At 72.9% G+C, this 22,325-nt stretch carries 7 protein-coding genes; 1 reads left to right on the top strand and 6 read right to left on the bottom strand.

Going from position 1 to position 22,325, the window contains the following annotated elements:
• Window positions 1-43 precede the first annotated feature (43 nt).
• From ACZ45E_RS20260 to ACZ45E_RS20285, 6 genes are all read right to left on the bottom strand, one after another.
• Window positions 44-6,997, bottom strand: a complete 6,954-nt coding sequence (locus ACZ45E_RS20260) for an SDR family NAD(P)-dependent oxidoreductase (RefSeq protein ID WP_468222395.1) — start codon at window positions 6,995-6,997, stop codon at window positions 44-46.
• 52 nt (window positions 6,998-7,049) lie between these two features.
• Window positions 7,050-8,360: an FAD-dependent oxidoreductase gene (locus ACZ45E_RS20265; RefSeq protein ID WP_468222396.1), complete on the bottom strand. Its 1,311-nt coding sequence runs from the start codon at window positions 8,358-8,360 to the stop codon at window positions 7,050-7,052.
• 5 nt (window positions 8,361-8,365) lie between these two features.
• The gene (locus tag ACZ45E_RS20270) at window positions 8,366-9,247 is read right to left on the bottom strand and encodes an ACP S-malonyltransferase (RefSeq protein WP_468222397.1); all 882 of its coding nucleotides are present in this window, start codon (window positions 9,245-9,247) and stop codon (window positions 8,366-8,368) included.
• An 11-nt stretch (window positions 9,248-9,258) separates the two neighbouring features.
• Window positions 9,259-14,850: a beta-ketoacyl synthase N-terminal-like domain-containing protein gene (locus ACZ45E_RS20275; protein WP_468222592.1), complete on the bottom strand. Its 5,592-nt coding sequence runs from the start codon at window positions 14,848-14,850 to the stop codon at window positions 9,259-9,261.
• Between the two features lie 119 nt (window positions 14,851-14,969).
• Entirely contained in the window at window positions 14,970-15,818 is an 849-nt protein-coding gene (locus ACZ45E_RS20280) for a polyketide synthase dehydratase domain-containing protein (protein WP_468222399.1), read from the bottom strand.
• The gene (locus ACZ45E_RS20285; protein WP_468222400.1) at window positions 15,815-20,638 is read right to left on the bottom strand and encodes a beta-ketoacyl synthase N-terminal-like domain-containing protein; all 4,824 of its coding nucleotides are present in this window, start codon (window positions 20,636-20,638) and stop codon (window positions 15,815-15,817) included. The genes ACZ45E_RS20280 and ACZ45E_RS20285 overlap by 4 nt, the downstream gene beginning before the upstream one ends.
• Before the next feature lie 156 nt (window positions 20,639-20,794).
• On the opposite strand from ACZ45E_RS20285, the gene ACZ45E_RS20290 reads away from it, so the two are divergent.
• Entirely contained in the window at window positions 20,795-22,288 is a 1,494-nt protein-coding gene (locus ACZ45E_RS20290) for an SDR family NAD(P)-dependent oxidoreductase (protein ID WP_468222402.1), read from the top strand.
• Window positions 22,289-22,325: the final 37 nt, after the last annotated feature.

Genomic DNA, 22,325 nt, shown 5'->3' on the forward strand with positions numbered 1-22,325 from the left:
CCACTCCCGCTTCCGTGGCGCGCCGTTGCCCTGCCGGTACCGGTCACTCGAACCAGAACCGGTTCTGTTCGAAGGCGTAGCCCGGCAGATGCAGCCGGCTGAACTGCCCGTCGTCGAACATCGTTTCCCATGCGAATTCCTCCCCCTGCACATAGCGGTCCCGCAGTTCCTCCAGCGCCGCGCGGTGGCCGGGGTCCGCCGCCCGCGGCAGCGTCACCTCGTGTGTGGTCAGCCGCTGGAGGCGGCACTTGGGCACGTCCTCGGGGCGCGCCTGCGCCAGCCGCTGCCGCAGCTCCGCGGTGTCGGACACGATCCAGGCGAGGCGGTACTCGAAGTGGTCACGTCCCGCCGCGAGGGTGTGGGCGATGTCCGCGAGCTCCGCGCTCCCGCCCTCGTCGCCGCGCAGCCAGTCGAGGAGGCCGTCCCGCATCCGCACCAGCGAACCGCGGGAGCGGGCGCTGAGCGTGATCAGCCACTGCGACCGCGACACCCCGCGGGACGGCGGTGCGGCGGGCGCCTCGGAGAGGACCACGTGCGCGTTGGAGCCGCCGAACCCGAAGGAGCTGACACCGGCCACCAGCGGGGCGCCCCGCTGCCACCCCTCGTTCTCCAGCAGCAGCCGGAACGGCGAACCGGCCAGCTCCACCAGCGGGTTGCGCTCCTTGAAGTTGACGTTGGCCGGCAGGCGCCGGTGGCGCAGGCACAGCAGCAGCTTGAGCAGCCCGGCCATCCCCGCGGCCGGCTCCAGGTGGCCCACGTTGGTCTTCACCGCGCCGAGCGTGATGCTGCCCGGCTCACGGTCAGGGGCCAGGGTCTCGAACGCGGTCCGCAGTGCGCCGATCTCGATGGGGTCGCCCAGGTTGGTGCCGGTGCCGTGCGCCTCGATGTGGGAGACGCGGGCGGCGAGCTCCGGCGTGTAGGCCCGGGTCAGCAGGGCGACCTGCGCCTGCGGGTTGGGGGCGGTCAGCGAGTTGGAGCGGCCGTCGTGATTCTCGGCCACCGCCTCGACGACCGCGAGCACGGCGTCGCCGTCCCGCCGGGCGTCCTCCAGCCGCTTGAGCACCACGCAGCCGACGCCCTCCGCCCGTACGTAGCCGTTGGCGTCCTTGTCGAAGGTGGCGCAGCGGAAGTCCGGGGAGAGGACGCCCAGTTTGCTCGCGGCGTCGGTCGCGGCCGGGTCGACGAGCACGCTGACGGCGCCCACGAGGGCCACGTCGCACTCCCCCGCGGCGAGCGAGAGCACGCCCCGGTTCAACGCCACCAGACCACTCGAACAGGCGGTGTCGACGGTCTGGCTCGGGCCGGTGAAGTCGAGCAGGTGGGAGACGCGGTTGGCGAGCATGGCGTGCGCGTTGCCCGTGACCGTGTACGGGTGGTCCCGGTCCTCGCTGTGTTGCAGCGCCGTCTGGTACTCACTGAACTGCACGCCCGCGAAGACGCCCACGTCCCGCAGGGTTCCGGGCGCGTATCCGGCGTCGAGCAGGGCGTTGTAGGCGCTCTGCAGGAAGATCCGGTGCTGCGGGTCCATGAGCATCGCTTCGCGGGCGGAGACCCCGAAGAAGGAGTGGTCGAACGCGTCGAACGCGTCGATGGTGCCCGCGAAGTACCGCTTGTCGCGGCCCTTCCACCGGTCGACCGCGCGGATCGCGCTCCCGTTCTCGACGAGCAGCTGCCAGAAGTCCGCCAGATCCTCGCCGCCGGGCATGATGCCGCTCATCCCGATCACGGCGTACTTGCCGCGTCCGGGGCCCGGCTCCGGTGCGGCGGGGGCCGCCGCACGCGCCACGGTCGGCGCCTGCACCCGCTCCTGTTCCTGTTCCTGTTCCTGTTGCTGCTGCTCCCGGGCCGGTACGCCCTGGTCCCGCAGGTAGGTGCTCAGCGTGGTGACGCTGCTGTACTTGAAGAGCGCGTTGGGCGGGGTCTCCACACCGAACCGCGGGCCCAGGTCACGGGCCAGCTGTTGGAGCATCACCGAGTCGTAGCCGAGATCGCCCCACGTGCGGTCGACGGGGATGTCCTCCGGGCGCAGTCCTGTCTGCGCGCGCACCATCTCCACCAACTGGCCCCCGATGTCCTCCAGCGTCGCGCCGGCGGCCGGGGACGGCTCCCGCGACGGCGCGTCAAGCGCGGTCGGCGTGGCCGGAGCGCCGGGCAGCAGCCGACGCCGCATCCGCTCCGCGTCGCCGACGCACGGCACGACCTGGTGGCAGGTGTCCGGCACACGGTCGAGCAGGTCGAGGAAGAGCTCCGCGCCGCGCCGCGAGGAGAGCGGCTCCATCCCGAACTGGGTGCGCAGGAAGGTGGCGAGCGCCTGGTACTGCTCGCGCCGCTCGTCCTCGGCGTCCAGCCACAGCGGCCAGTTGAGCGACAGGCTCAGGCCGCTGCGTTCACCGGCCGCCACGCGCCGGGCGCGCTCGGCCGCGAACTCGTCGAGGAAGCGGTTGGCGGCGATGTAGTCGCTCTGCCCGGTGTTGCCCATGACGCTGGAGATGGAGGAGAAGACGCAGAAGAAGTCCAGCCGCAGCCCGGCGGTGTACCGGTCCAGGTTCAGCGTGCCCCGCACCTTCGGGGCGAGTACGGCCTCCGCGTCCCGCACCGTCTTGTTCTGCACCAGGGCGTCCTTGACGACGCCCGCGGAGTGGATGACACCGTCGAGTCCGCCGAAGCGTTCGCGGATCGTCTCGACCAGTTCCCGGGTCCGGGCGGCGGAGGCGATGTCCGCCTGCTCGTAGTGGAGTCCGGGCCGCGTGGCGAGCCACTGCCGCTGCGCGGCGTCCGGCGCGGAGCGGCCGACGGCGATCACCGTGGCCTCGTACCGCTCGGTGAGGAGCTCGGCGACGGCCCGGCCGACCTTCCCCAGGCCGCCGGTGAGCAGGTACGTCCCCCGGGTGCGCAGCCGCACGCCGGCGGCGAGGCCGAGTTCGGTCAGCTCCCGTGTCTGGCGTTCCTCGGGCGACCGGCGGACCTCGGTGAACGGGCGGCGGGCGGCGCGCAGCTCGTGGAGGAGCGGGCCCCAGCCGTCGGCGAACGCGTCGCCCGGGCCGGAGCGGCGCACCTGGACGGTGCGGATGTGCGGGTTCTCCTCCGCGAGCCCGTGCAGGAACCCGGCCCTGGCGCGCACCTCGGCCGGGTCGTCCTCGTGGGTGACGCCGAGGATCGTGGACGGGGTGCGGCAGCCCTGGAGGGCCTGGGCGAACGACAGTTCCGCCGCCACCGGCACCTCGCGCCGCAGGTCGAGCCAGTACAGGTGGTCCAGGGCCAGTTCGCCGGTGAGGTGTGTCAGGACGCGCCGGGCGGCGGCGCCGTCGCCTTCGGGCAGTTCGATCCGGTCGGCCTCGACGACCAGCGCGTCACCGGGGCCGACCCGGATCAGCCGGGTCCCGGCGGGCGGGTCGGGGAGCCGGTCGTCACGGTCGCGGCCGGTGAGGACGAGGACGCACGGTACCGGGGCATCGGCGGGGCCGTCCGCCGGGCTTGTCCGCCACACGGGGGTGAGCAGCAGTTCACCGGCGTCGGCAGCCGCGGCGCGGGAAGCCGGTGCGGCGGCCGACGCCGGTGCGGCGAGGGCCGCTCGGGCGGGCCCGCTCGTGTGGTCGAGCGCGTCGGCCACGTACCGCTCGTCGGCGAAGGGGTAGAGCGGGGCGTCGACCAGCATGCGGACCGGGAACAGCTCCGTGAAGTCGAGGGTGTCGCCGTCGAGGTACGCCGATGCCGCGGCGGCCCAGGGGCCGTCGGCCGGCGGGGCGGCGGGCGGGGTGCGGTCCGGGTTCCGCAGCGCGTCGGCCAGCTCGCGGGTACTGGTCACCCAGTAGCCGCGCCGGGCCCGGTGGTGCCGGCGGGCGCAGCACAGGGTGTAGCTCAGCCCGTACAGGTACGACGGCGTCCCCGGCGCGTCGTCCACCGCCGCGAGCAGGTCGTCCGTGCGGCGGCGCAGGGCGGCCTCGTCCCGTCCGGAGAGCGGGATGAAGTAGGCCGGGAAGTCCGGGGTCTCGGGGCGGGGGGCCACGAACTCCTGGATGATCGCGTGCCCGTTGGAGCCGCCGGCGCCGAACGCGCTGAGTCCGGCGAAGCGGGTGGGCGCGCTGCCCTTGGCCCACGGGAGTGCCTCTTTGACCAGGGTGAAGCGCGAGTCGTCGAGGTGCAGGTCGGGGTTTTCGAGTGCGCAGTGGAGGGTGGGGGCCAGCGTGCGGTGGGCGAGCTGTTTGACGACCTTGACGAGCCCGGCCATCGCGGCGGCGGATTCGAGGTGGCCGATGTTGCTCTTCGCCGAGCCCAGGTGGGCGCGGCCGTGTTCGGGTCCGCCGTACGCCTGGCGCAGGGCGCGCACCTCGATCGGGTCGCCGAGCCGGGTGCCGGTGCCGTGGGCCTCGACGTAGGTCACCGCGGACGGTTCGATCTCCGCCCTGGCCAGGGCCGAGGCGATCACGCGGTGCTGGGCGCGCTCGGACGGCACGGTGAAACCGGCTGTTCTGCCGCCGGCGTTGACCGCTGTCGCCCGGATGACGGCGTGCACCCGGTCCCCGTCGCGCACCGCGTCGGAGAGCTGCTTGAGGACCACGGCGACGGTGCCCTCGCCGGGGACGTAACCGTCCGCCTCCACTCCGAAGGCCTGGCAGTGGCCGGTGGGGCTGAGGAACTTGCCCTCGGACAGCAGGCGGTACTTGCCCGGGTGGGTCATGAGGTTCACGCCGCCGGCGACGGCCAGCGCGCAGTCCCCGGCGCGGATGCTGCGGACGGCCAGGTGCAGGGCGGTGAGCCCGCCGGAGCACATGGTGTCCAGGGCGATGCTGGGGCCGTGCAGGTCGAAGGCGTAGGAGACCCGGTTGGCCAGGGCGGCGAACGAACTGCCGATCACCCGGTCGGGGGCGGTGAGGTCCTGGTAGTGGGCGAACATGGCGGCCACGAAGACGCCCACGTCGTCGGTGGGCCGGGCGAAGTACCCGGAGTCCTCCAGCGCGTGGTGGACGCACTGGAGGAAGCGGCGTTCCTGCGGGTCCATGTACCGCGCCTCCAGGGGCGCGATGTTGAAGAAGACGGGGTCGAAGTCGAGGGCGTGGTCGAGGAATCCGCCGTGGCGGCCGTAGGAGGTGCCCGGCTCGTCCGGCGCGAAGGAGTGGTTGTCGCGCCAGTCCCAGCGGTCGCCGGGGATGACCCGCACCGCGTCGTCGCCCCGCAGCAGCGCCTGCCAGTACGCCTCGGTGTCGGCGCCGCCGGGGAACTCCCCTGCCATCCCGATGATGGCGATGTCGTCGGGGCGGTAGGCGTCCGCGCCGGGGGCCTCCTCCGGGGCGGGGGTCTTCTCCGGGGCGGCGGTTTTTTCCGGGGCGGCGGGCGTGGACCGGTCCGGTACGGGTGCCACCTGGGGGGTCGTCGCGGTCGGCTCCGGGGTGGCCGGCTGTTCGGGGGCGACGGAGGTTTCCAGCTCGGTGCGGAAGTTCTCGACGAGGTACGCGCCGAGCGCCGCGACCGTCGGGTACTCGAAGAGGACCGCACGGCTCAGCCGGGACGAGCCCGTGATGCCCAGGCGGCTCTCGATGTCCCTGCTGACGCGGATGCTGCCGACGCTGTCCAGGCCCCGGTCCAGCAGGTTGTCGTCGTCGCGCAGGTGCCGCAGGCCGCTGTGCCGGACGACGAGGTCGCGCAGCCACCGGGTGGTGCGGGCGGGCAGGTCCCCGCTGTCGGCGGCGCCCCCGGCGACCGGCGTTGCCCTCGGCGCCGGCGCCGGTGCGTGGTCGGCGTCGAGGCTCAGCCGGCCTTCGTAGAGGGCCAGTTGGCGTGTTCCGGTGGCGAGTGCGGACATCAGCGCGTCGCAGGCCCGCTCGGGGGACATCGCGCGCAGCCCGGAGTCGTCGTCCGGCATCCGCATGCCGTCGGTGTCCCACAGGCCCCAGTTGACACTGTGCCAGTCGGGCCGGAGCGCGGTCAGCCGGTCGAGGAAGGCGTTGGCGGCTCCGTAGGCGGCTTGGCCGACGTTGCCGGTGATGCTCGTCAGCGAACTGAAGTGGACGACCGTGGCGGGCCGGTGCGGACCGGTCACGGCCGCCAGGTTGAGGGCGGTGGCCACCTTCGGCCGCAGGACGTTCTCCAGCCGGTCGGGGGTCAGGTTGAAGAGCAGGCAGTCGTCGAGCACCCCGGCGAGGTTGAACACCGCCTTGACCGGTCCGAACTGGTCGTGGAGGTAGCGCAGGGCGCCGTCGAGCGCGGCGAACTCGTGGGCCGGGGCGCCGAGGTAGCTGCGCACCCCCGCTTCCTTCAGCGCCTCCCGCACCCGCTCGTCGGGGGTGCCGCGGCCCAGGACGAACACCTCGGCGCCGCAGCGGCCGCTCAGGTATTGGCACAGCCGGCGTCCGACGCCCCCTGCGCCGCCGATGACCACGACGCGGTCGCCGGCCCCGATCACCTCGGCGGGACGCGCCGGCGGCAGCGGCAGCGGCGTGTGCTCCAGACGCGTGATCCGCTCGCCCTCGGCCCGCAGCCGCGCCCCCGGACGGGCGGCGCCGGCCGCGATCCACCCGCGCAGCCGCTCCCCGGTGACGGGCCCTTCGTACGTGACCTCCGTGTGGACGAGCGGGCATTCCAGCGCGGCGGTGCGGGCCATGCCGTCGAGCAGCGCGGGCAGCGCGTCGTCGGCGCGGGAGAGCGTGACGAGGTGGATGCGCCGCCCCGACGCGCGTACGGCCTGGAGCAGCGCGAGCCCGGCGTGGGCGTGGCGCACCGCCGCGGCGTACCCGGCCGCGCCGTCGTCAGGGGCGCCGCCGGCCGACCCGGCACCCCAGGCCACCACCAGGGTGGTGGCCCGGGCGGTGTGCCGCCGCAGCTCCTGCCCGAGCCGCTCCTCGCCCTGGGTGGTGGGGTCGGCGTACCAGCACTCGGCGCCGAGGGCGCGGGCCGCCGCCGCGATGTCCTCCCGGTCGGTGACCACCACAGTGGTGCCGGCCGGCTCGCCGGACACGTCCGGGGCGGCGAGGTCGGTGTACCGAGGGGCTAGCGATTCCATGGGTCATCCCCGTGAGAGAGAGTGAGGTCGCGACAGGCCGGGAGGTGTCCGCTCATACACCCATGAATTCCTTGATGCCGCGGAACTGGCCGACGGCGAGCGCATCGTCCGGGAAGGGGTAGGCGACGCCCAGCCGGTCGGCGATGACCATGCCGGAGACGATCGCCCCCTCGTGTCCTGTGACGCTGGTGTCGGTGCCGCAGAACCACAGGCGGTCGCGGCCCTGGATCCGGCTCAGCTGCTTCTTGCGGCCCACGTCCGCCGGGCGCAGCTGGGGCAGCTTCCACTTGCGCCGGACGATGACCTGGTCGGGGTCGACCTCCTCCTGCGGGTCGAACGTGATGAGGATGGGCTCCTCGACGTCGCGGTAGGGGTGGAGCACGTTGCAGTTGCGGGTGAGGCTGCCCATCTGCTCCTCGGCCCGGTCGAGTTCGAAGTCGTCCGGCATCCGGAACTGGCAGTAGGCGTCGCGTCCTACGGAGCTGAGCCAGCTCTCGTCCTGGTGCAGGACGCTCTCGACGGGTACGTACGCGAAGTCGCCGAGCAGCTCCTGGTACTGCGGGTCGGAGGTGCGCAGCAGCGACAGCGTCACGTCCGCGTGCGTGGCGAAGACGACCTGGTCGAACCGGTGCTCCTGGCCGCCGGCCACCACGGTCGCCCCCGACTCCGTGGGGGTGACGGACTCGACGGGCGTGTTCAGCCGGATGCGGTCGCCCAGCTCGCTCTCGATCCTGGCCAGGTAGCTGTGGATGCCGCCCTGCGCCTTGCGCCAGTAGCCGGGGGCGAAGAAGGAGAGCAGGTTCATGCTGAACGACAGCGCGACGTACATGAGGTTGTAGTCGAGGGACGGCGCGTGGCAGCCCGAGTAGATGCTCAGGATGGGGTTCATCGCCTGGTACTTGAAGCTCTTGGAGTACCCGTTCTTGTCCAGGTACTCGCCGATGCTCATGGTCTTGTACGAGTCGTCGCCCGAGGTGGGCAGCTGGTTCATCTCCAGGTGGAAGCGGTCGAACTCCTCGTGCAGGTCCTCGCGCAGCCGGCCGAGGAAGTCGAGGTTGTTCCAGGTCTGCCGATCGCCGGGGAAGTCCACGTGCACCGAGGACGGGGCGACGTAGGTGCCGATGCCGAAGTCGGTCAGGACCCGGAACAGGTTGGGTGAGAGCTTCTCGTTGAAGTGCTCCACGCCCATGTCGACGTGGAGGGTGCCCTGGTCGGTCTCGACCGGGTGGCTGTAGGCGTGGCCGCCCAGGTACTCACCCGCCTCGAAGAGTGTGACGTCGTACTGCCGGGACAACTGCCAGGCCGCGACGGCGCCGGAGCCGCCGCCACCGATCACGGCGATCCTGCTGTTTGCTGATTCCACGGTCATCACTTCCTGGGCTCGGCCTGCGGCGCGGATTCGTCGCCGAGGATCTGTGCGCTCAATTTGGTCAGCACCGTGCCGGGACCGATCTCCTCGAAGGTCCGGTGTCCCGTACGGGCCAGGTACGTCGCGGTCTGCCACCACCGCACCGGTTTCACCAGCTGGAAGACCATCTCCTCCAGCAGGTGCTCGGCGCCCAGCGTCCGGCCGCTCGTCGTGGAGACGACGGTCTTGGTGGGCGGCGCGAACTCCCGGTCGCGCAGGAACCGCGCGAACGCGCGGCGGGCCTGCTCCATGTGCCGGGAGTGGAAGGCCCCGCTGACCGGCAGCCACACACAGCGGTGGCCGATCTCCTCCAGGCGCGGCACCAGTTCGTCCAGACGCGGCTTGGCCGCGCTGAGGACGACCTGTTCCGGGCTGTTGTAGTTGGCCACGTCCACGTCGAAGAACTCCAGCCGGGCGAGGTCTTCGTCGATGTCGTGCGCCTGCGGTCCGAGGACCGCGATCATCGCCCCGCCCCGGGCCTCCTGCATGAGGGCGCCGCGCTCGGAGACGATCTCCAGCCCCTCGAAGAGGTCGAGGACACCGGCCGCGAAGAGCGCCGGGTACAGCCCGAGGCTGTGGCCCGTCACGCACCGCACCGGCTCGTCGCCGTGCCGTTCGGTGCGCTCCAGGTACATGAGGCAGCTGACGAAGTAGATCGCCTGCTGCGTGTACGAGGTCTCGTTGAGCAGGGCGTGCGGGTCCTCCAGGCAGAGTTCGCGCAGGGAGTAGCCGACGATGTCGTCGGCCCTGTCGCACAGGTGGGGGTAGGCGTCGAACACCTCCCTGCCCATGCCCAGGCGCTGGGAGCCCTGCCCGGGGAACATCAGGACGTCGATGGCCATCGCCGCCCCCGTCAGTTCAGCTCGACGACGGTGAAGGGCGCGGGTGCAGGCGCTGGCGCGGGCTCGGGGGCCCGGGCTGCCGGTCCGGCGCCGTCGATGGCCACGGACACCACTTCCTCCAGGGCGACCAGGACGTCGCCGCGCTCGTCGGTGAAGTAGAAGTCGTACGTGCGCGTCCGTTGCGAGCCGCCGGGCCGGGCCACGCAGTGGCAGTACACCGCCTCGTCGCGCACCGCCCTGACGACAGTGAGCCGTCCCAGGTGGTAGGGGACGAACACGGGACCGCCCGACTCCTCTTCGGCCGCCAGCAGGATGGACAGCTGCATCCCGCAGTCGAGCAGCGCGGGCGACAGGCCGTACCCCCAGTCGCGGTCCACGTGGAGGAAGGCCCGCACCGCGCCGGGCCCGACCTCGGCCCACCGCACGCCGCGCAGCGGTTCGCCGTAGTCGTAGCCGAGTCGCCGGAAGGTGTCGTAGATCTCCCGCCGGTGCTGCCTGCGGGCCCCGGCGGGCAGCACGGGCGCGCTGCCGACGGGGGCGGTCGCCGCCACCTCTGCGGTGCATTGCGTGGCGCCGGTGGCGCGGTCGACGAGGGTCAGCTCGCTGCCGTGCTCGCGGAGCTCGACGGCCCCGGGGTCGGGGATCGGCTTCTGCCACAGCACGTTGTGGAGGGCGCGGTCCCCGGCCCGCTCGGCGAGGACCGCGAGCGTCCAGGCCGCGGGCGCCATGGGGACGCCGTCGATGCGGTGGGCGGAGACCAGCGGGGCCAGGGAGTGGAAGCCGGACTCGGCGGACTCGATCCAGTGGCGGTGGCGCAGGAACGGGTAGGCGGGCAGCTCCGCGGGGCCGGTCCTCGGGTAGTACCTCTCCCAGTCCGGGGAGCCGCCGGACTCGTAGAGGGCGGCGATGTCCTGGGCGGTGCGGGCGGACAGCTCCTCCACCGTGCCGGCCGTGGTGGCCCGGGGCGCGGGGCGGCGGTTCAGGTCCTGTTCGAGTCCGCGGACGAGTTCGTCCTGGTCGCGGCAGACGATGGCCACGCGGTGCGGGTGGCTGTCGCGGCGGCAGGCGAGCGTGTGGGCCAGGGCGTCCATGTCGACGCGGCGTCCGCGCAGCCACTGCGCGAGCTCGTCCATGGCCAGCTGGAGTCCGGCGCCGGTGTGGTGGGAGAGCGGGATGACGTAGCTGTCGCGTCGCGGGCGGCCTGCGGGCGCGGTCCGTCCGGGTACCCCGCGCAGCACCACGTGGGCGTTGGCGCCGCCCGCGCCGAAGGAGCTGACGGCGGAGACCAGGGGGAGCTCGGCGGGCCAGCGCTCGCGCCGGGTGCTGAGCTTGAACGGGGTGTCATCGAAGTCCAGGTGCGGGTTGGTGCGCTCCGCGTGCAGCGAGGGCACCAGGGAGCCGTGGCGCATCTGGAGCACGGCCTTGAGCACGCCGCTGAGGCCGGCCGCGGACTCGAGGTGGCCGATGTTGGATTTCACCGATCCGAGCCGGATCCGCTGGGTGCCGGCCGCGGCGTACGCCTTGGTCAGGGCCCGCAGTTCGATGGGGTCGCCCAGGGCCGTGCCGGTGCCGTGCGCCTCGACGTAGCCCACCTCTTCGGGGGAGGTGCCGGCCGCCGCGAGTGCCTTGGTGATGAGGGCGTACTGGGCCTCGGGGTTGGGCGCGGTGTATCCGTTGGCGCGGCCGCCGGCGTTGACCGCGGAGCCGCTGATGACGGCGTACACGCGGTCGCCGTCGCGCAGGGCGTCCTCGGCGGGCCTGAGCACCAGGCTGATGACGCCCTCGCCGTCGACGAAGCCGTCGGCCCCGGCGCCGAACGGCCGGCACTCCCCGGTGCGCGACAGCATCTCCAGGCCGCACAGCAGCTGGTACTGGCGGGGGTGCGTGATGAGGTTGACGCCGTTGACGACGGCGCGGTCGCACTCGCCCGTGCGCAGCGACTGGCAGGCCAGGTGCAGCGCGGTCAGGGACGCCGAGCAGGCGGTGTCGACGGCCATGCTGGGGCCGTGCCAGTCGAAGTGGTACGAGGCCCGGTTGGCCATCGACCAGAAGGTGGAGGTGGGCGGTTCGGCGCCCGGCTCGGTGGGGGTGTGCCAGGCGTAGCCGCCGTTCATGACGCCGACGAACACGCCCGTGTCGCTGCCGGCGAGCTGGGCGCGGCTGTGTCCGGAGTCCAGGATCGCGAGGTAGGTCTGTTCCAGGACGAGGCGTTCCTGGGGGTCCATGCGCGCCGCTTCGCGGGGCGTGATGCTGAAGAAGGTGTGGTCGAACGCGTCGATGTCGTCGATGAAGGCGCCGCGTTCGGTGTACGAGACGGCCTCGGGGCCCTCGGCGAGGCGGGTGCCGAAGCGCTCCGGGGGCACGGTGGACGTGCTGTCCAGGCCCTCGAACAGGTTGTCCCAGAACGCGTCGGCGTTCGCCGCCCCGGGCAGCCGTGCGGAGATGCCGACGATGGCTATGTCGCCGGGGCGGGGGGTGAACTCGCCGTCGGGCCGGGCGAGTTGCGGGGCCGGAGCTTCCCGCCGCTCGCGCGGCTCGGGGGCTGCGGGGGTCTCCGCGGCGGGCTCCGTGACCGGGGCGGTCTCCGTCACCGGGGCGGGGGCGACCGGAGGGGCGGGGGCGGGGAACGCCTCCGTCACCGTCTCCGCGTGCTCGGTGACCAGGTACTCCACCAGCCGCGCCACCGTCGGATACTCGAACCACACCGTCGCGGGCACATACCCCACCCGCTCACGCAACGGCTTCAACAACTCCATCGAGATCAGCGAATCGATCCCCATGTCCCGGAACGGCCGGTCCAGCTCGACCTCCGACACCTCCAGCCGCATCGTCCCCGCGATCACCTCACGCACGAACGACTCCACCCGACCCCGCACATCACCGTCGCCGTCACCGGCTACTACTACGGCTTCCGCGACCGGGGTGGCGGCGACCGGGGCGGCAGGGGCGGGGAACGCCTCCGTCACTGTCTCCGCGTGCTCGGTGACCAGGTACTCCACCAGGCGCGCCACCGTCGGGTACTCGAACCACACCGTCGCGGGCACATACCCCACCCGCTCACGCAACGGCTTCAACAACTCCATCGAGATCAGCGAATCGATCCCCATGTCCCGGAACGGCCGGTCCAGCTCGACCTCCGACACCTCCAGCCGCATCGTCCCCGCGATCACCTCACGCACGAACGACTCCACCCGACCCCGCACGCCGTCGTCGCCGGTGACCGGCACGGCTTCGGGGGCTTCGGCGACGGGGGCCGCGGTGCGCGGGGCGTCAGGGGTGCCCGGGGTGTCCGGGGTGTCCGGGGCTCCGGCCAGTGCGACCAGGACCTGTTGCCCCTCGCCGCCGTGGGTCCGTACGGCGCCGAAACCGGCCTCGTGCATGAGCAGTTGCCACTGGTCGCTGCTGAGCAGGGGGCTGTGCTCGATGCGGTACGGGTCGTTGCTGAGCCACCAGCCGTCGGTGAGCCCGAAGGTGAGCGTGGCGTAGTCCTGCCGGGTGGTGATCTCGTTGAGGACGAGGATGCCGCCCTCCCGCAGCACCTTGCGGACGTTGCGAAGGGTGCCGGGGACGTTCGACGTCGCGTGCAGCACGTTGGTGGCCACGACGATGTCGAAGGAGTCGGTGTACTCCTCGGGCGGGTCCTCGATGTTGCAGATCTCGTAGGTCAGGTACGGGTGGTCGCTGCCGAAGGCGTCGCGGGCCTTGTGCAGGAACGCGTAGGACAGGTCGGTGAAGTGGTAGCTCACGTCGCTCGGGTCGAGGAGCGGCAGCACGAACTTGGTGGTGCTGCCGGTCCCGGCGCCGATCTCCAGGACGCGCAGCGGCCGGCCGGCCGTACGGCGCTGGTAGTTGGTCACCACCTGGGCGCAGACCCGGTTGAAGTAGTCGGCGATGGGGTTGCTCTGGTAGACGGGGGCGACGAGGTCGAAGGAGCCGTCGGGGAAGAGGACCTCCACCGCGTCGGTGGCGCCGCTCAGCACGTCGGGCAGGTGGTCCAGGCACCGGTCGAGCAGTGCGATGTGGCCGGTCAGCTCCGGGTACGCCCGCAGGAGTTCGGCCCGCGGCAGGGAGCTGGCCTGCGGCATCGCGCCGATCGCGTCCGTCAGCAGCCGGTACTTGGCGATCACGGTCGCCGGCAACGGCACCTGACGCAGCCGCCACCGGGTGTACGCCTCCAGGTGTGCGGAGAGGTCCCGGTTGCGGGCGACATCGGCGTCGTCGTCGCGCAACGGCGGCACCACGTCGTCGAGGACTCCCGCGGGGCCTGCGGGCGGTGCCGCGGGGGCTGCGGGCTTGTGCGGCGTGATTCCCATGCGCTCCAACGCCTCTTCCGTTCCTTTCACGCAGGTGATCCGTCGGTCGTCGGCCGCGAGGAACCGCTCGATGACCGCCAGTCCTTCGGCCGGTTCGATCGAGCCGATCCCGAGCCCTTGCATCCGCTCCCGGTACTCCGGCTTCGCGACGACCCCGATCTCGCCCCAGTAACCCCAGTTGACGACCTTGGCGTCGATCAGCAGGGCCTGGTGGAGGAGGTCCGCGCAGGCGTCCTTGGCGACGCACGCGGCGGCGTAGTTGCCCTGTCCCGCGCTGGCGATGTGCGCCTGTACCGAGGAGAAGAAGAGGCAGAAGTCGAGGTGCCGGCCGCGCAGCGCGTCCACCAGGTGGCGGGTGCCGTGCAGCTTCGGGCGCAGGACGTCGGTGAGCACCCGCTCGCTCATGGTGGCGAGGGTGGCGTCCTGGAGCACGAGCGCCGAGTGGACGACGCCGTTGATGACCTCGTGGGCGTCGAGCGCGCTCCTGAGCGCCGGTCCGTCGGCCAGGTCCACCTGGTGGTAGTGGACCGCGCGGGCCCCCGACTCCCGTAGCCGGTCGGCTTGCCGGGCGAAGTCGTCGGGCGAGCGGCGGCCGATGACGACCACCTCGGCCCGGTACTCGGTGGCCAGGTACTCGGCGAGCAGGCCCCCGAGTCCGCCGGTGCCGCCGAGGATGACGTAGGTGCCGCCGGTCCTGAACGCCGACCGGTCGGGCCATCCCGCGAGGGAGGCCGGTGCCATCGAGGCGACGGCGTACTCGTCGCCGCGCAGGCACACGGGTGAGCCCGCGACGGTCGGCAGCGGCCGGTCGAGGGCCTCGGCCAGCGATGTCGCGGTGAGGTCCGCGAGGCAGAAGCAGCGCACCGACCAGTCGGGCCGCTCCTTGGCCAGGGCCTGGGCCAGACCGACGAACACCCCGTCCACCGGGTGGGTGGCGGCGGTGAACAGCGGGCTGTGCACCGCCTTGTCGGTGAAGACGTCGAGGCGGACCCGCGGCCATCGGTCGAGGGCGTGGACGAGGCCGAGGAAGGACGTGAGGTCGGCGTCGTGGATCCCGTCGGCCCATGAGGTGCGGCTGACGAACACCAGGTGTTCGCCGGCGGCGGGCGCGGCGGCGAGTGCGGCCACCGCCGGGCCGTCCAGGCGCACCACTGTGTCCCGTGGGAAACGCTCCGTCAGTTCCTGGTGCAGGCGGGCCTGTCCCGGCGGCACCAGGAAGGTGCGCGGGCCTCCCCCGGCGGCGCCCGCCGGGTCGAGGCGGCCGTGCGTCCAGCGCGGCGCGAACACCATCGAGTCCACGGCGGCACGGCGGACCAGCGAGGCATCGGGGCACGCTGTACCGGACGCGGAATTTCCGCTTCGCCATTCGTTGCGACTCAACAAAATCCCCTATGTCTAGGACGCCGGGTTCAAAGAGCGGGTTTCACACCGAGGTCGACAACCGAGAGAAGCGGTCCGTAATCCTCGTCGTACACCGTGAAATTGGTCCTGAAGGGCGAGAGTTTCTCTGTCAGGACGAAAGCCGAGTCGGCGGGAAATCGCGCCGGAGCGTGAAAGATCATATGCCCCATAGAGAAGGGCATCAAGCTGTCACGGTGCTCTCCGATGGAGATGGCGAGGCCCGACTGGAAGGAACAGTCGAGGAGGTTCACCACCCCCATCGGCACTCCGTCGTTGTGCGAGAGCCAGGCCAGGGACCGCTGTCCGTACCGCTGCACATAGGTATTGCGACGGAAATAAGGACCGTAGTCGATGCCCATGTCCGAGAATTCTCCGTAGAGTTCCCGCCGGGTGAAATGGGATGTGGTGTTCGCGCAGATCTCGTCGCGCACCTCCAGCCCCACCACGGGGGTCAGGTCCAGCTTCTCGGCCGTCCCGTCCTTCTCGAGGAGGAGCGTGCCCAGGGCGCAGAGCGCGCCCCCATTGGTGACGGTGTAGTCCACCGAGGCAGCGCCGGGCGCGGAGCGGAAGGCCACGACGAGTCCGTCCAGCGGCTGTTCACCGGAGATCGGCCGCAGCCAGGCGGCGTCCCTGACGGCGAACACCGTCGCGCCGGGGTGGAGCAGTGCGGCGCCGCGCAGGGCCATCTCCAGACAGGCGACGCCGGGCAGCACACGGCCGCCGCCGACCAGGTGTTCTCTCAGGTAGGTGTGGTCACGGTCGAGGTGCGCCCGGAAGGTGCCGGGGCCGTCGGCCGGGAGCAGCCGGATGGGCTCCGCGCCGGTGCGGCGGGCCCGCTGGTCGGCTTCGGTCGTCATGGCGTCCGCCCCTCGTCGGTGAACCAGAGATCCGTCTCGTCGAACGGGTAGCCGGGCAGCCGCAGCCGTTGCGGTGTGTGCGGCGCGAACAGCGCCTGCCAGTCGACCGGCTGCCCGGACAGGTACGCCTCGCGGGCCGACTCGGGCGTGGGCCGGTCCGCGCCTCGTCCCCGTGCGCACGGCTGCGTCTGGACCGGCTCGCCCGCCGCGCGCAGCGCGCGCAGCAGCTCGTCGCCGGAGGCCGGGCACCACGCCAGGCGGTACGCGAGCGGCTCGCGCCTGCACAGGGTGTACGAGAGGTCGCGCAGGTCCGCGTCGGACAGCGGCCCGCGGCGCTCGATGTGGTCGAGCAGCCGGGCCGTCAGGCGGTTCAGCGCCCGCGGGGTGCGCGCCGACAGCGGTACGAGGCGGGTCTGTGCGGGGGTGGCGCGGCGGGCGGCGGGGGCCGGTGGCGCGGAGAGCACGACGTGCGCGTTGCTGCCGCCGAAGCCGAAGGAGCTGATCCCGGCCACGTGTGCGCCGTCGTCGTCCCACGGGACGGTCTTCCGCAGTACCTCGAAGGGGGTGCCCGTCAGGTCGATGCCGGGGTTGAGTTCCTGGAAGTGCAGGTTGGCCGGCAGGGTCCGGTGCTCGAACGCCTTGATCACCTTGGTCACGGAGGCGACCCCGGCCGCGGGTTCCAGGTGCCCGATCTGGGACTTGACCGCGCCGAGCCGGACGGGGCGCCCGGCGCCGCCCGGCACCAGCTGCTCCCAGGCCCGTTTCAGCGCGTCGAGCTCGATGGCGTCCCCCAGCACCGTGCCCGTCCCGTGGGTCTCGATGTAGCCGGTGCGGGCGGCGAGTTCGGGTGTGTAGGCGTCCAGGAGGAGGCTGTACTGGGCGTTGGGGTTCGGGGCGGTGAGGGAGTTGGCGCGGCCGCCGTGGTTCTCGGCCACGCTCTCGACGACCGCGCGGATGTCGTCGCCGTCGGCGAGGGCGTCCGCCAGGCGCTTGACCAGGAAGGTGCCGTAACCCTCCCCGCGTACGTAGCCGTTGGCCGCGGCGTCGAAGGTCGCGCAGCGGTGGTCGGGGGAGAGGAACCGCGCCGCGTGCAGGCCCTCGTTGATCTGTGTGTCGAGGATGAGGTTGACGCCGCCGACCACGGCCGCGTCGCAGACCCCGGCGCGCAGGTCGCGGCAGGCCCGGACGAGCGCCACCAGGGAGCCCGAGCAGGCGGTGTCGAGGACCGTGGAGGGGCCGTGCCAGTCGAACCAGGAGGAGACGCGGTTCGCGATGAGGCTCATGGAGTGCCCCACCAGTGAGTACGGGATCTGCCGCGCGTCGGCCCTGGCCTGGAGCAGGGCGTAGTCGTTGCCGGTGGCCGCCAGGTAGCAGCCGGTGCGCGAGCCGTTCAGCTCGGAGGGGGCGTACCCGGCGTCCTCGATCGTGTGCCACACGGACTGCAGCAGCAGCCGCTGGCGCGGGTCCATCCAGCTCGCTTCCCGGGGCGAGATGGAGAAGAACCGGGCGTCGAACCCCTTGATCCCGGGGAGGAACCCGGCGAACTCGCCGGGCAGTTCGCGCTCTGCGGCGGCCGGCCCGACGCAGTCCCTGCCGTCGAGCAGGGTCTGCCAGAACGTCTCGGGGTCCGGGCCGCCGGGCAGTACCGCGGCGAGGCCGACGATGGCCAGGCGGCCGTCGTCGGAGCCGGGCCGCGCCGTCGGGGCCGGGGCCGGGGCCGGCCGGGTGTCCTGCCGTTTCGCGGGCCCGCCGACGCGCCCGGCCCGGCCCTCGGTGAGCCGCTCGACGGTCTCGGCGACGCTGCGCAGGGTGTTCATGCGGTAGAAGTCGTGCGCGCGGACGACGATCCCGTACCGCTCGCTGATCCGTGCGGCGAGCAGGTTGTAGCCGAGCGAGGTGACGCCCTGGTAGCCGAGCGGCCGGTCGGTGTCCGGTTCCGGCAGGCCCAGTTCGCCGGCGACGAGCCGCCGCAGCTCGGTGAGGAGGTCCTGCCCGTCCGCGCCGCCGGTCTCCGCCGCGGCGGGCCGCGCGTCGGCCGCCGGCGCGGGTGTCTCGTCCTGCGGATGGAGGCCGAGCGTGGACAGGGGGGCCTCGCCGAGCTTCTTGACGTCGGTCTTGCCGTTGGCCGTCAGGGGTATCGCGGTCAGCCGGTGCACGCCCTGCGGGACCATGTAGTACGGCAGGGTCTCCCGGCACCGCTCGTGCACCGCGGCGGCGTCGAAGGGCTCGCCGGCGGGCAGCCACACGAAGCAGCGCAGGTGCGGTTCGGGCTCCGGGCGCACGACGGCGACCACGGTCGCGGCCGGGGCCTGGGCGGCCACCGCGGCCGCCACCTCGCCGAGTTCGATCCGGTGGCCGTTGACCTTGCGCTGGCCGTCCTTGCGGGAGACGTAGGTGAGCCGTGCCGCGCCGTCGTGGCGGACCAGGTCGCCGGTCAGGTACGAGGGCGTGCCGTCGGGCAGCGTCCCGAAGGCGGTCGCCGGGGCGTTCAGGTATCCCAGGGCCACGCAGTCACCGGCGATCATCAGTTCGCCGTGCATGCCGGGGGCCACGGACCGCCCGTCGGCGTCCACCACGTAGTACCGGGTGCCCAGGGCGGGCTCGCCCAGGTGGATGTGGCCGGCGTCGGTGACGCGCTGCCAGCTCGCCCAGATGGTCGCCTCGGTCGGGCCGTACATGTTGTAGACGGCCGCGCTCTGGCTCAGCAGGTACCGCGCGAGGTCGGCGTCCAGGGCCTCGCCGCCGCACAGCAGGGTCATGGGGCGCCGGGCCCGCCAGCCGGCCGACCGCAGGATGCGCCAGGTGGACGGGGTGGCCTGGACGACGGTCGCGCCGCTGCCGTCGATGCGCTCGGCGAGCAGGGTCGCGCTGGTCCTGGCCTCCTCGGAGAGCACCTGGACGGTGGCGCCGCACAGCAGCGGCAGCAGGATCTCCAGGAGCGAGATGTCGAAGCCGATCGGGGTCAGGGCCACGATGCGGTCGTCGGGGCCCATCCCGGGGTCCTCGCGCACGGAGTGCAGGAAGTTGACGAGGTTGCCCTCGCTCACCGCGACGCCCTTGGGGGTGCCGGTCGAGCCGGAGGTGAACAGGACGTACGCGGTGCGCCCGGCGTCGGCCGGGCCCGCGGGCCGGGCCCTGGGCGGGGGCGGGGAGGCGGGCGGCGCGCCGTCCACCTCCCGCGTGGGTGTGCCGGGGAACAGGCGGGCCGCCCGGTCCCGGGTCGCCGCGTCCACCAGGACGACACCCACTCCGGCGGTCTCGGCCATGTAGGTGAGCCGGCTGTCCGGGAGGTGGGGGTCGAGCGGTACGAACGTGCGGCGCAGGGTCAGCGCGGTCAGGTACGCGACGGGGATCGCGGCCGACCGCTCCATGAGGACGCCGACCGGCCGGGTGTCGCCGGGGGCCAGGGAGTCGCCGAGCCGGTGGGCGGCGTCCAGCAGTTCGCCGTAGGTGAGCGAGCGGTGGTCGTCCACGACCGCCACCCGGTCCCGGTCCGCCTCCGCCGCCTCGGCGAGGGCCGCGCCGAGGCCCTGCCCGGCCGGGGTGGTCCTGACGGCGCCCTCGGCCACCGGTTCCAGCGGGCGCGACAGGTCGCACTCGGCGGGCGGGCGGTGCGGCTCGGCCGTCATGAACCGGGCCAGGCGCAGGAAGTTGGTCGCCAGCGCCGACAGCGCCTCGGGCGACAGCACGCGCGTGGAGGAGTCGAAGGAGAGGTGGAGGCCCTGCGCGTCGGAGCTGAAGTTGACGCTCAGCTCGCTGGTGCTGCCGGTGTCGGGCTTGCGGATCCAGGAGGCGTCCACGCCCGCCAGTTCGGGCAGCGCGGTCGGCAGCATCGCGGAGGAGGAATTCACCACGAGGTTGAGGACGCTGCCGCCCCGGTCAGCGGCGAGCCCCTGCTCGGCCGCGGCCAGCGCGAGCAGATCGGCGACGGGGAAGCCCTGGTGGTCACGGAGGTCCTCGCGCTGCGTCCGTACCTGCTCGAACAGCGACAGCGCGGTCGGCTGTGCCGCGACGTCCAGCCAGAGCGGCAGCAGGTTGGTGTGGCAGCCGTAGGGAGCCCCGTACGTGCGCGTGTCCACGGTGTGGGCCACCACGATGTCGCGGTCGTCGTCGCCGTAGGCGTGCACGAGGGCGCCGGTCACGCCCACGACGAACTGGAGCGGGCTCAGTTCGTGGTGGCGCAGGAACCGCTGGATGTCCTCGGCCTGTTCGCCGCTGATGGTCTCCTTGACCGCGATCCGGCGGCCGCCGCCGTGGGCCGCGGCGGCGAAGGGCAGCGGCTGGTGCAGTCGGCGGCCCGCGAGCGTGGACCGCCAGAAGGCAGCGTCCTGGGCGGCGTCGGACCGGGGCGCCGTGGCGAACGACTTCTCCAGGGCCGGCGTCCCGCCCTGCCAGCAGGTGGCCAGGGCGGTGAGGAACGGGGCGTAGCAGCCGCCGTCGAAGACGACATGGCTGAAGTCGAGTCGGAGCAGCAGCCGTTCGTCCGCCTCGCGCCAGTGGCGGAAGCGGAAGAGTTCCTGGCCGGTGGGGTCGATACCGCCGGGATCGAGGAGGTCGTCCCTGCGCTCGCACTGCCGCAGCACCTGTCGCGGCACGGGGCGGCTTTTCGCCACCAGTTCCCCGCCGATCTCGGTGAAGTAGTCGAGAAGCCGGGGGAACGCGGTGGAGACCACGGTGCGCAGTGCGGCGTCGAGACGGCCGGTGTCGACGTCCCCGGTCAGCGCGTACACATAACTGACGGTGAGTCCCGGGTCATCGGGATTCTGCTGATGCCTGTTCCACTGAAAGCGCTCGTAGGGACTCGCCTGACGCTCCGTCATGCACTCAGACCTTTCCACCGCCCAGGACACCCGAGTCATTGGTACACGGCCCCCGTCCATCTCCACTCGAATCGCGGTCGACCCCGCAGGACAGCGGCCCCCGTGGGGTGTTCAACTGCTGCCGAATCGCAATTGGCCACCGCCGGAGGTACACCCGTGTTGCTCTCGGAAGACGACGTGGCGCTGTTCGCGCGGGTCAGCGGCGACCGGAACGCGCTGCACTGCTCGCCCGGCCACGCCCGCCGTACGCCCTTCGGCCGGACCGTCGCCCACGGCGTCCTCGCGGCCCTGGCGACGCTGGAGGAGTCCGCGCCGGACGGCGGGGCGGGGGTGACGGCCGTCGAGGCGGACTTCGGCAACCCGGTCTTCCCCGGCGTGCGGTACCGGGCGGAGCCCGTGGGCGGGGCCGGGTCCGGGCACCGGCTGCTCGACGGGGACCGCGCCTGCCTGACCGTACGGGTCCGCCCCGGTACGCCGCCGGACCTGGCGCCGCTGCCCGTGCCGCCGGCCACCGTGGCGCCCCTGCACACCATCGCGGATCTGCCGCCGGGCACCGAGGTCTGCGGCGACTACGGCCCGGAGGGGATCGAGGCGCTGCGCGAGCGGTTCCCGGCCGCCGCGCGGCTGCTCGGGCCGGCGCCGCTGGCCTGCCTGCTGTGGTCGAGCTATGTGGCCGGCATGTCCCTGCCGGGGGAGAACTGCCTGCTGGGCCGGGTGGCGCTGCGGTTCCCGCCGGTCGCGGCGAGCGGGCCGGTGCGCCTGTCGTACCGCGCGCGCGTCGTCCACACCGACCGGCGCTTCGGGCTGGTGTCGATCGCCGGGGAGGTCATGGCGGACGGCGCGGTCGTCGCCGAGGCCGAGATCGAGGCGATGGTCCGCGTGCCCGCTCCCCCGGCCGGTTCGGCCGCGCTGGCGGCGCACTTGAGTCCTTCGACCCGGCTGGAGGGCGCCTCGGCCGTGGTCGTCGGCGGCAGCCGGGGGCTCGGGGCGGCCCTGTCGCTGGCCCTGGCGTCACAGGGCTGCGAGGTCTACGTCGGAAGCCGGGACGCGCTGCCGGAAACCCTGACCGCCGAGGCCGAGGGGCTGCCGGGACGGCTGCGTCCCGCGCCCGGCGACGCCTCGGACCCGCGCTGGAGCGCCGAGCTCGGCGCCCGTGTCGAGCGTGAGCACGGCCGGCTCGGCTTCCTGGTGTGCAGCGCGGCCCCGCCGCTGCGCACCCTCGGCCTGGCCGCGGGCGACCTGGAACGGATGGACGCGTTCCTGTCCGCATCGCTGCGGCTGGTCGGGGCGCCGCTGACCGGGCTGCTCCCGCTGCTGGAGCCGGGCCGGGGCCGGTGCCTGGTGATCTCCTCGGCCGGCCTGGACGAACCGCCGCGCGACTGGCCGCATTACGTCGCGGCGAAGTCCGCCGTGGAGGGCCTGGTCCGCTGGGCCGCCCGGCACCGGCCCGGGGTGGCGTTCCACCTCGCGCGGCCGGGCATGCTGCGGACCGAGCAGACGAACTCGCCCGGCGCCCGGGAGACGGCAGGCCCTGTGGAGCCGGTGGCGGCGCGGCTGGTGCGCCACCTGTTGGAGCCCGCCCCGGCCGCCGGGGTGCCGCACCTGATCGGCGAGGAGGCCACGGGCCCGGTGCCCCTCGGCCGAGGCTGAGACCGGGCCGGGTCGCCCAGGTCCGGCCGGGTCCGGG

The sequence above is a fragment of the Streptomyces sp. NPDC030991 genome, from assembly GCF_055571235.1.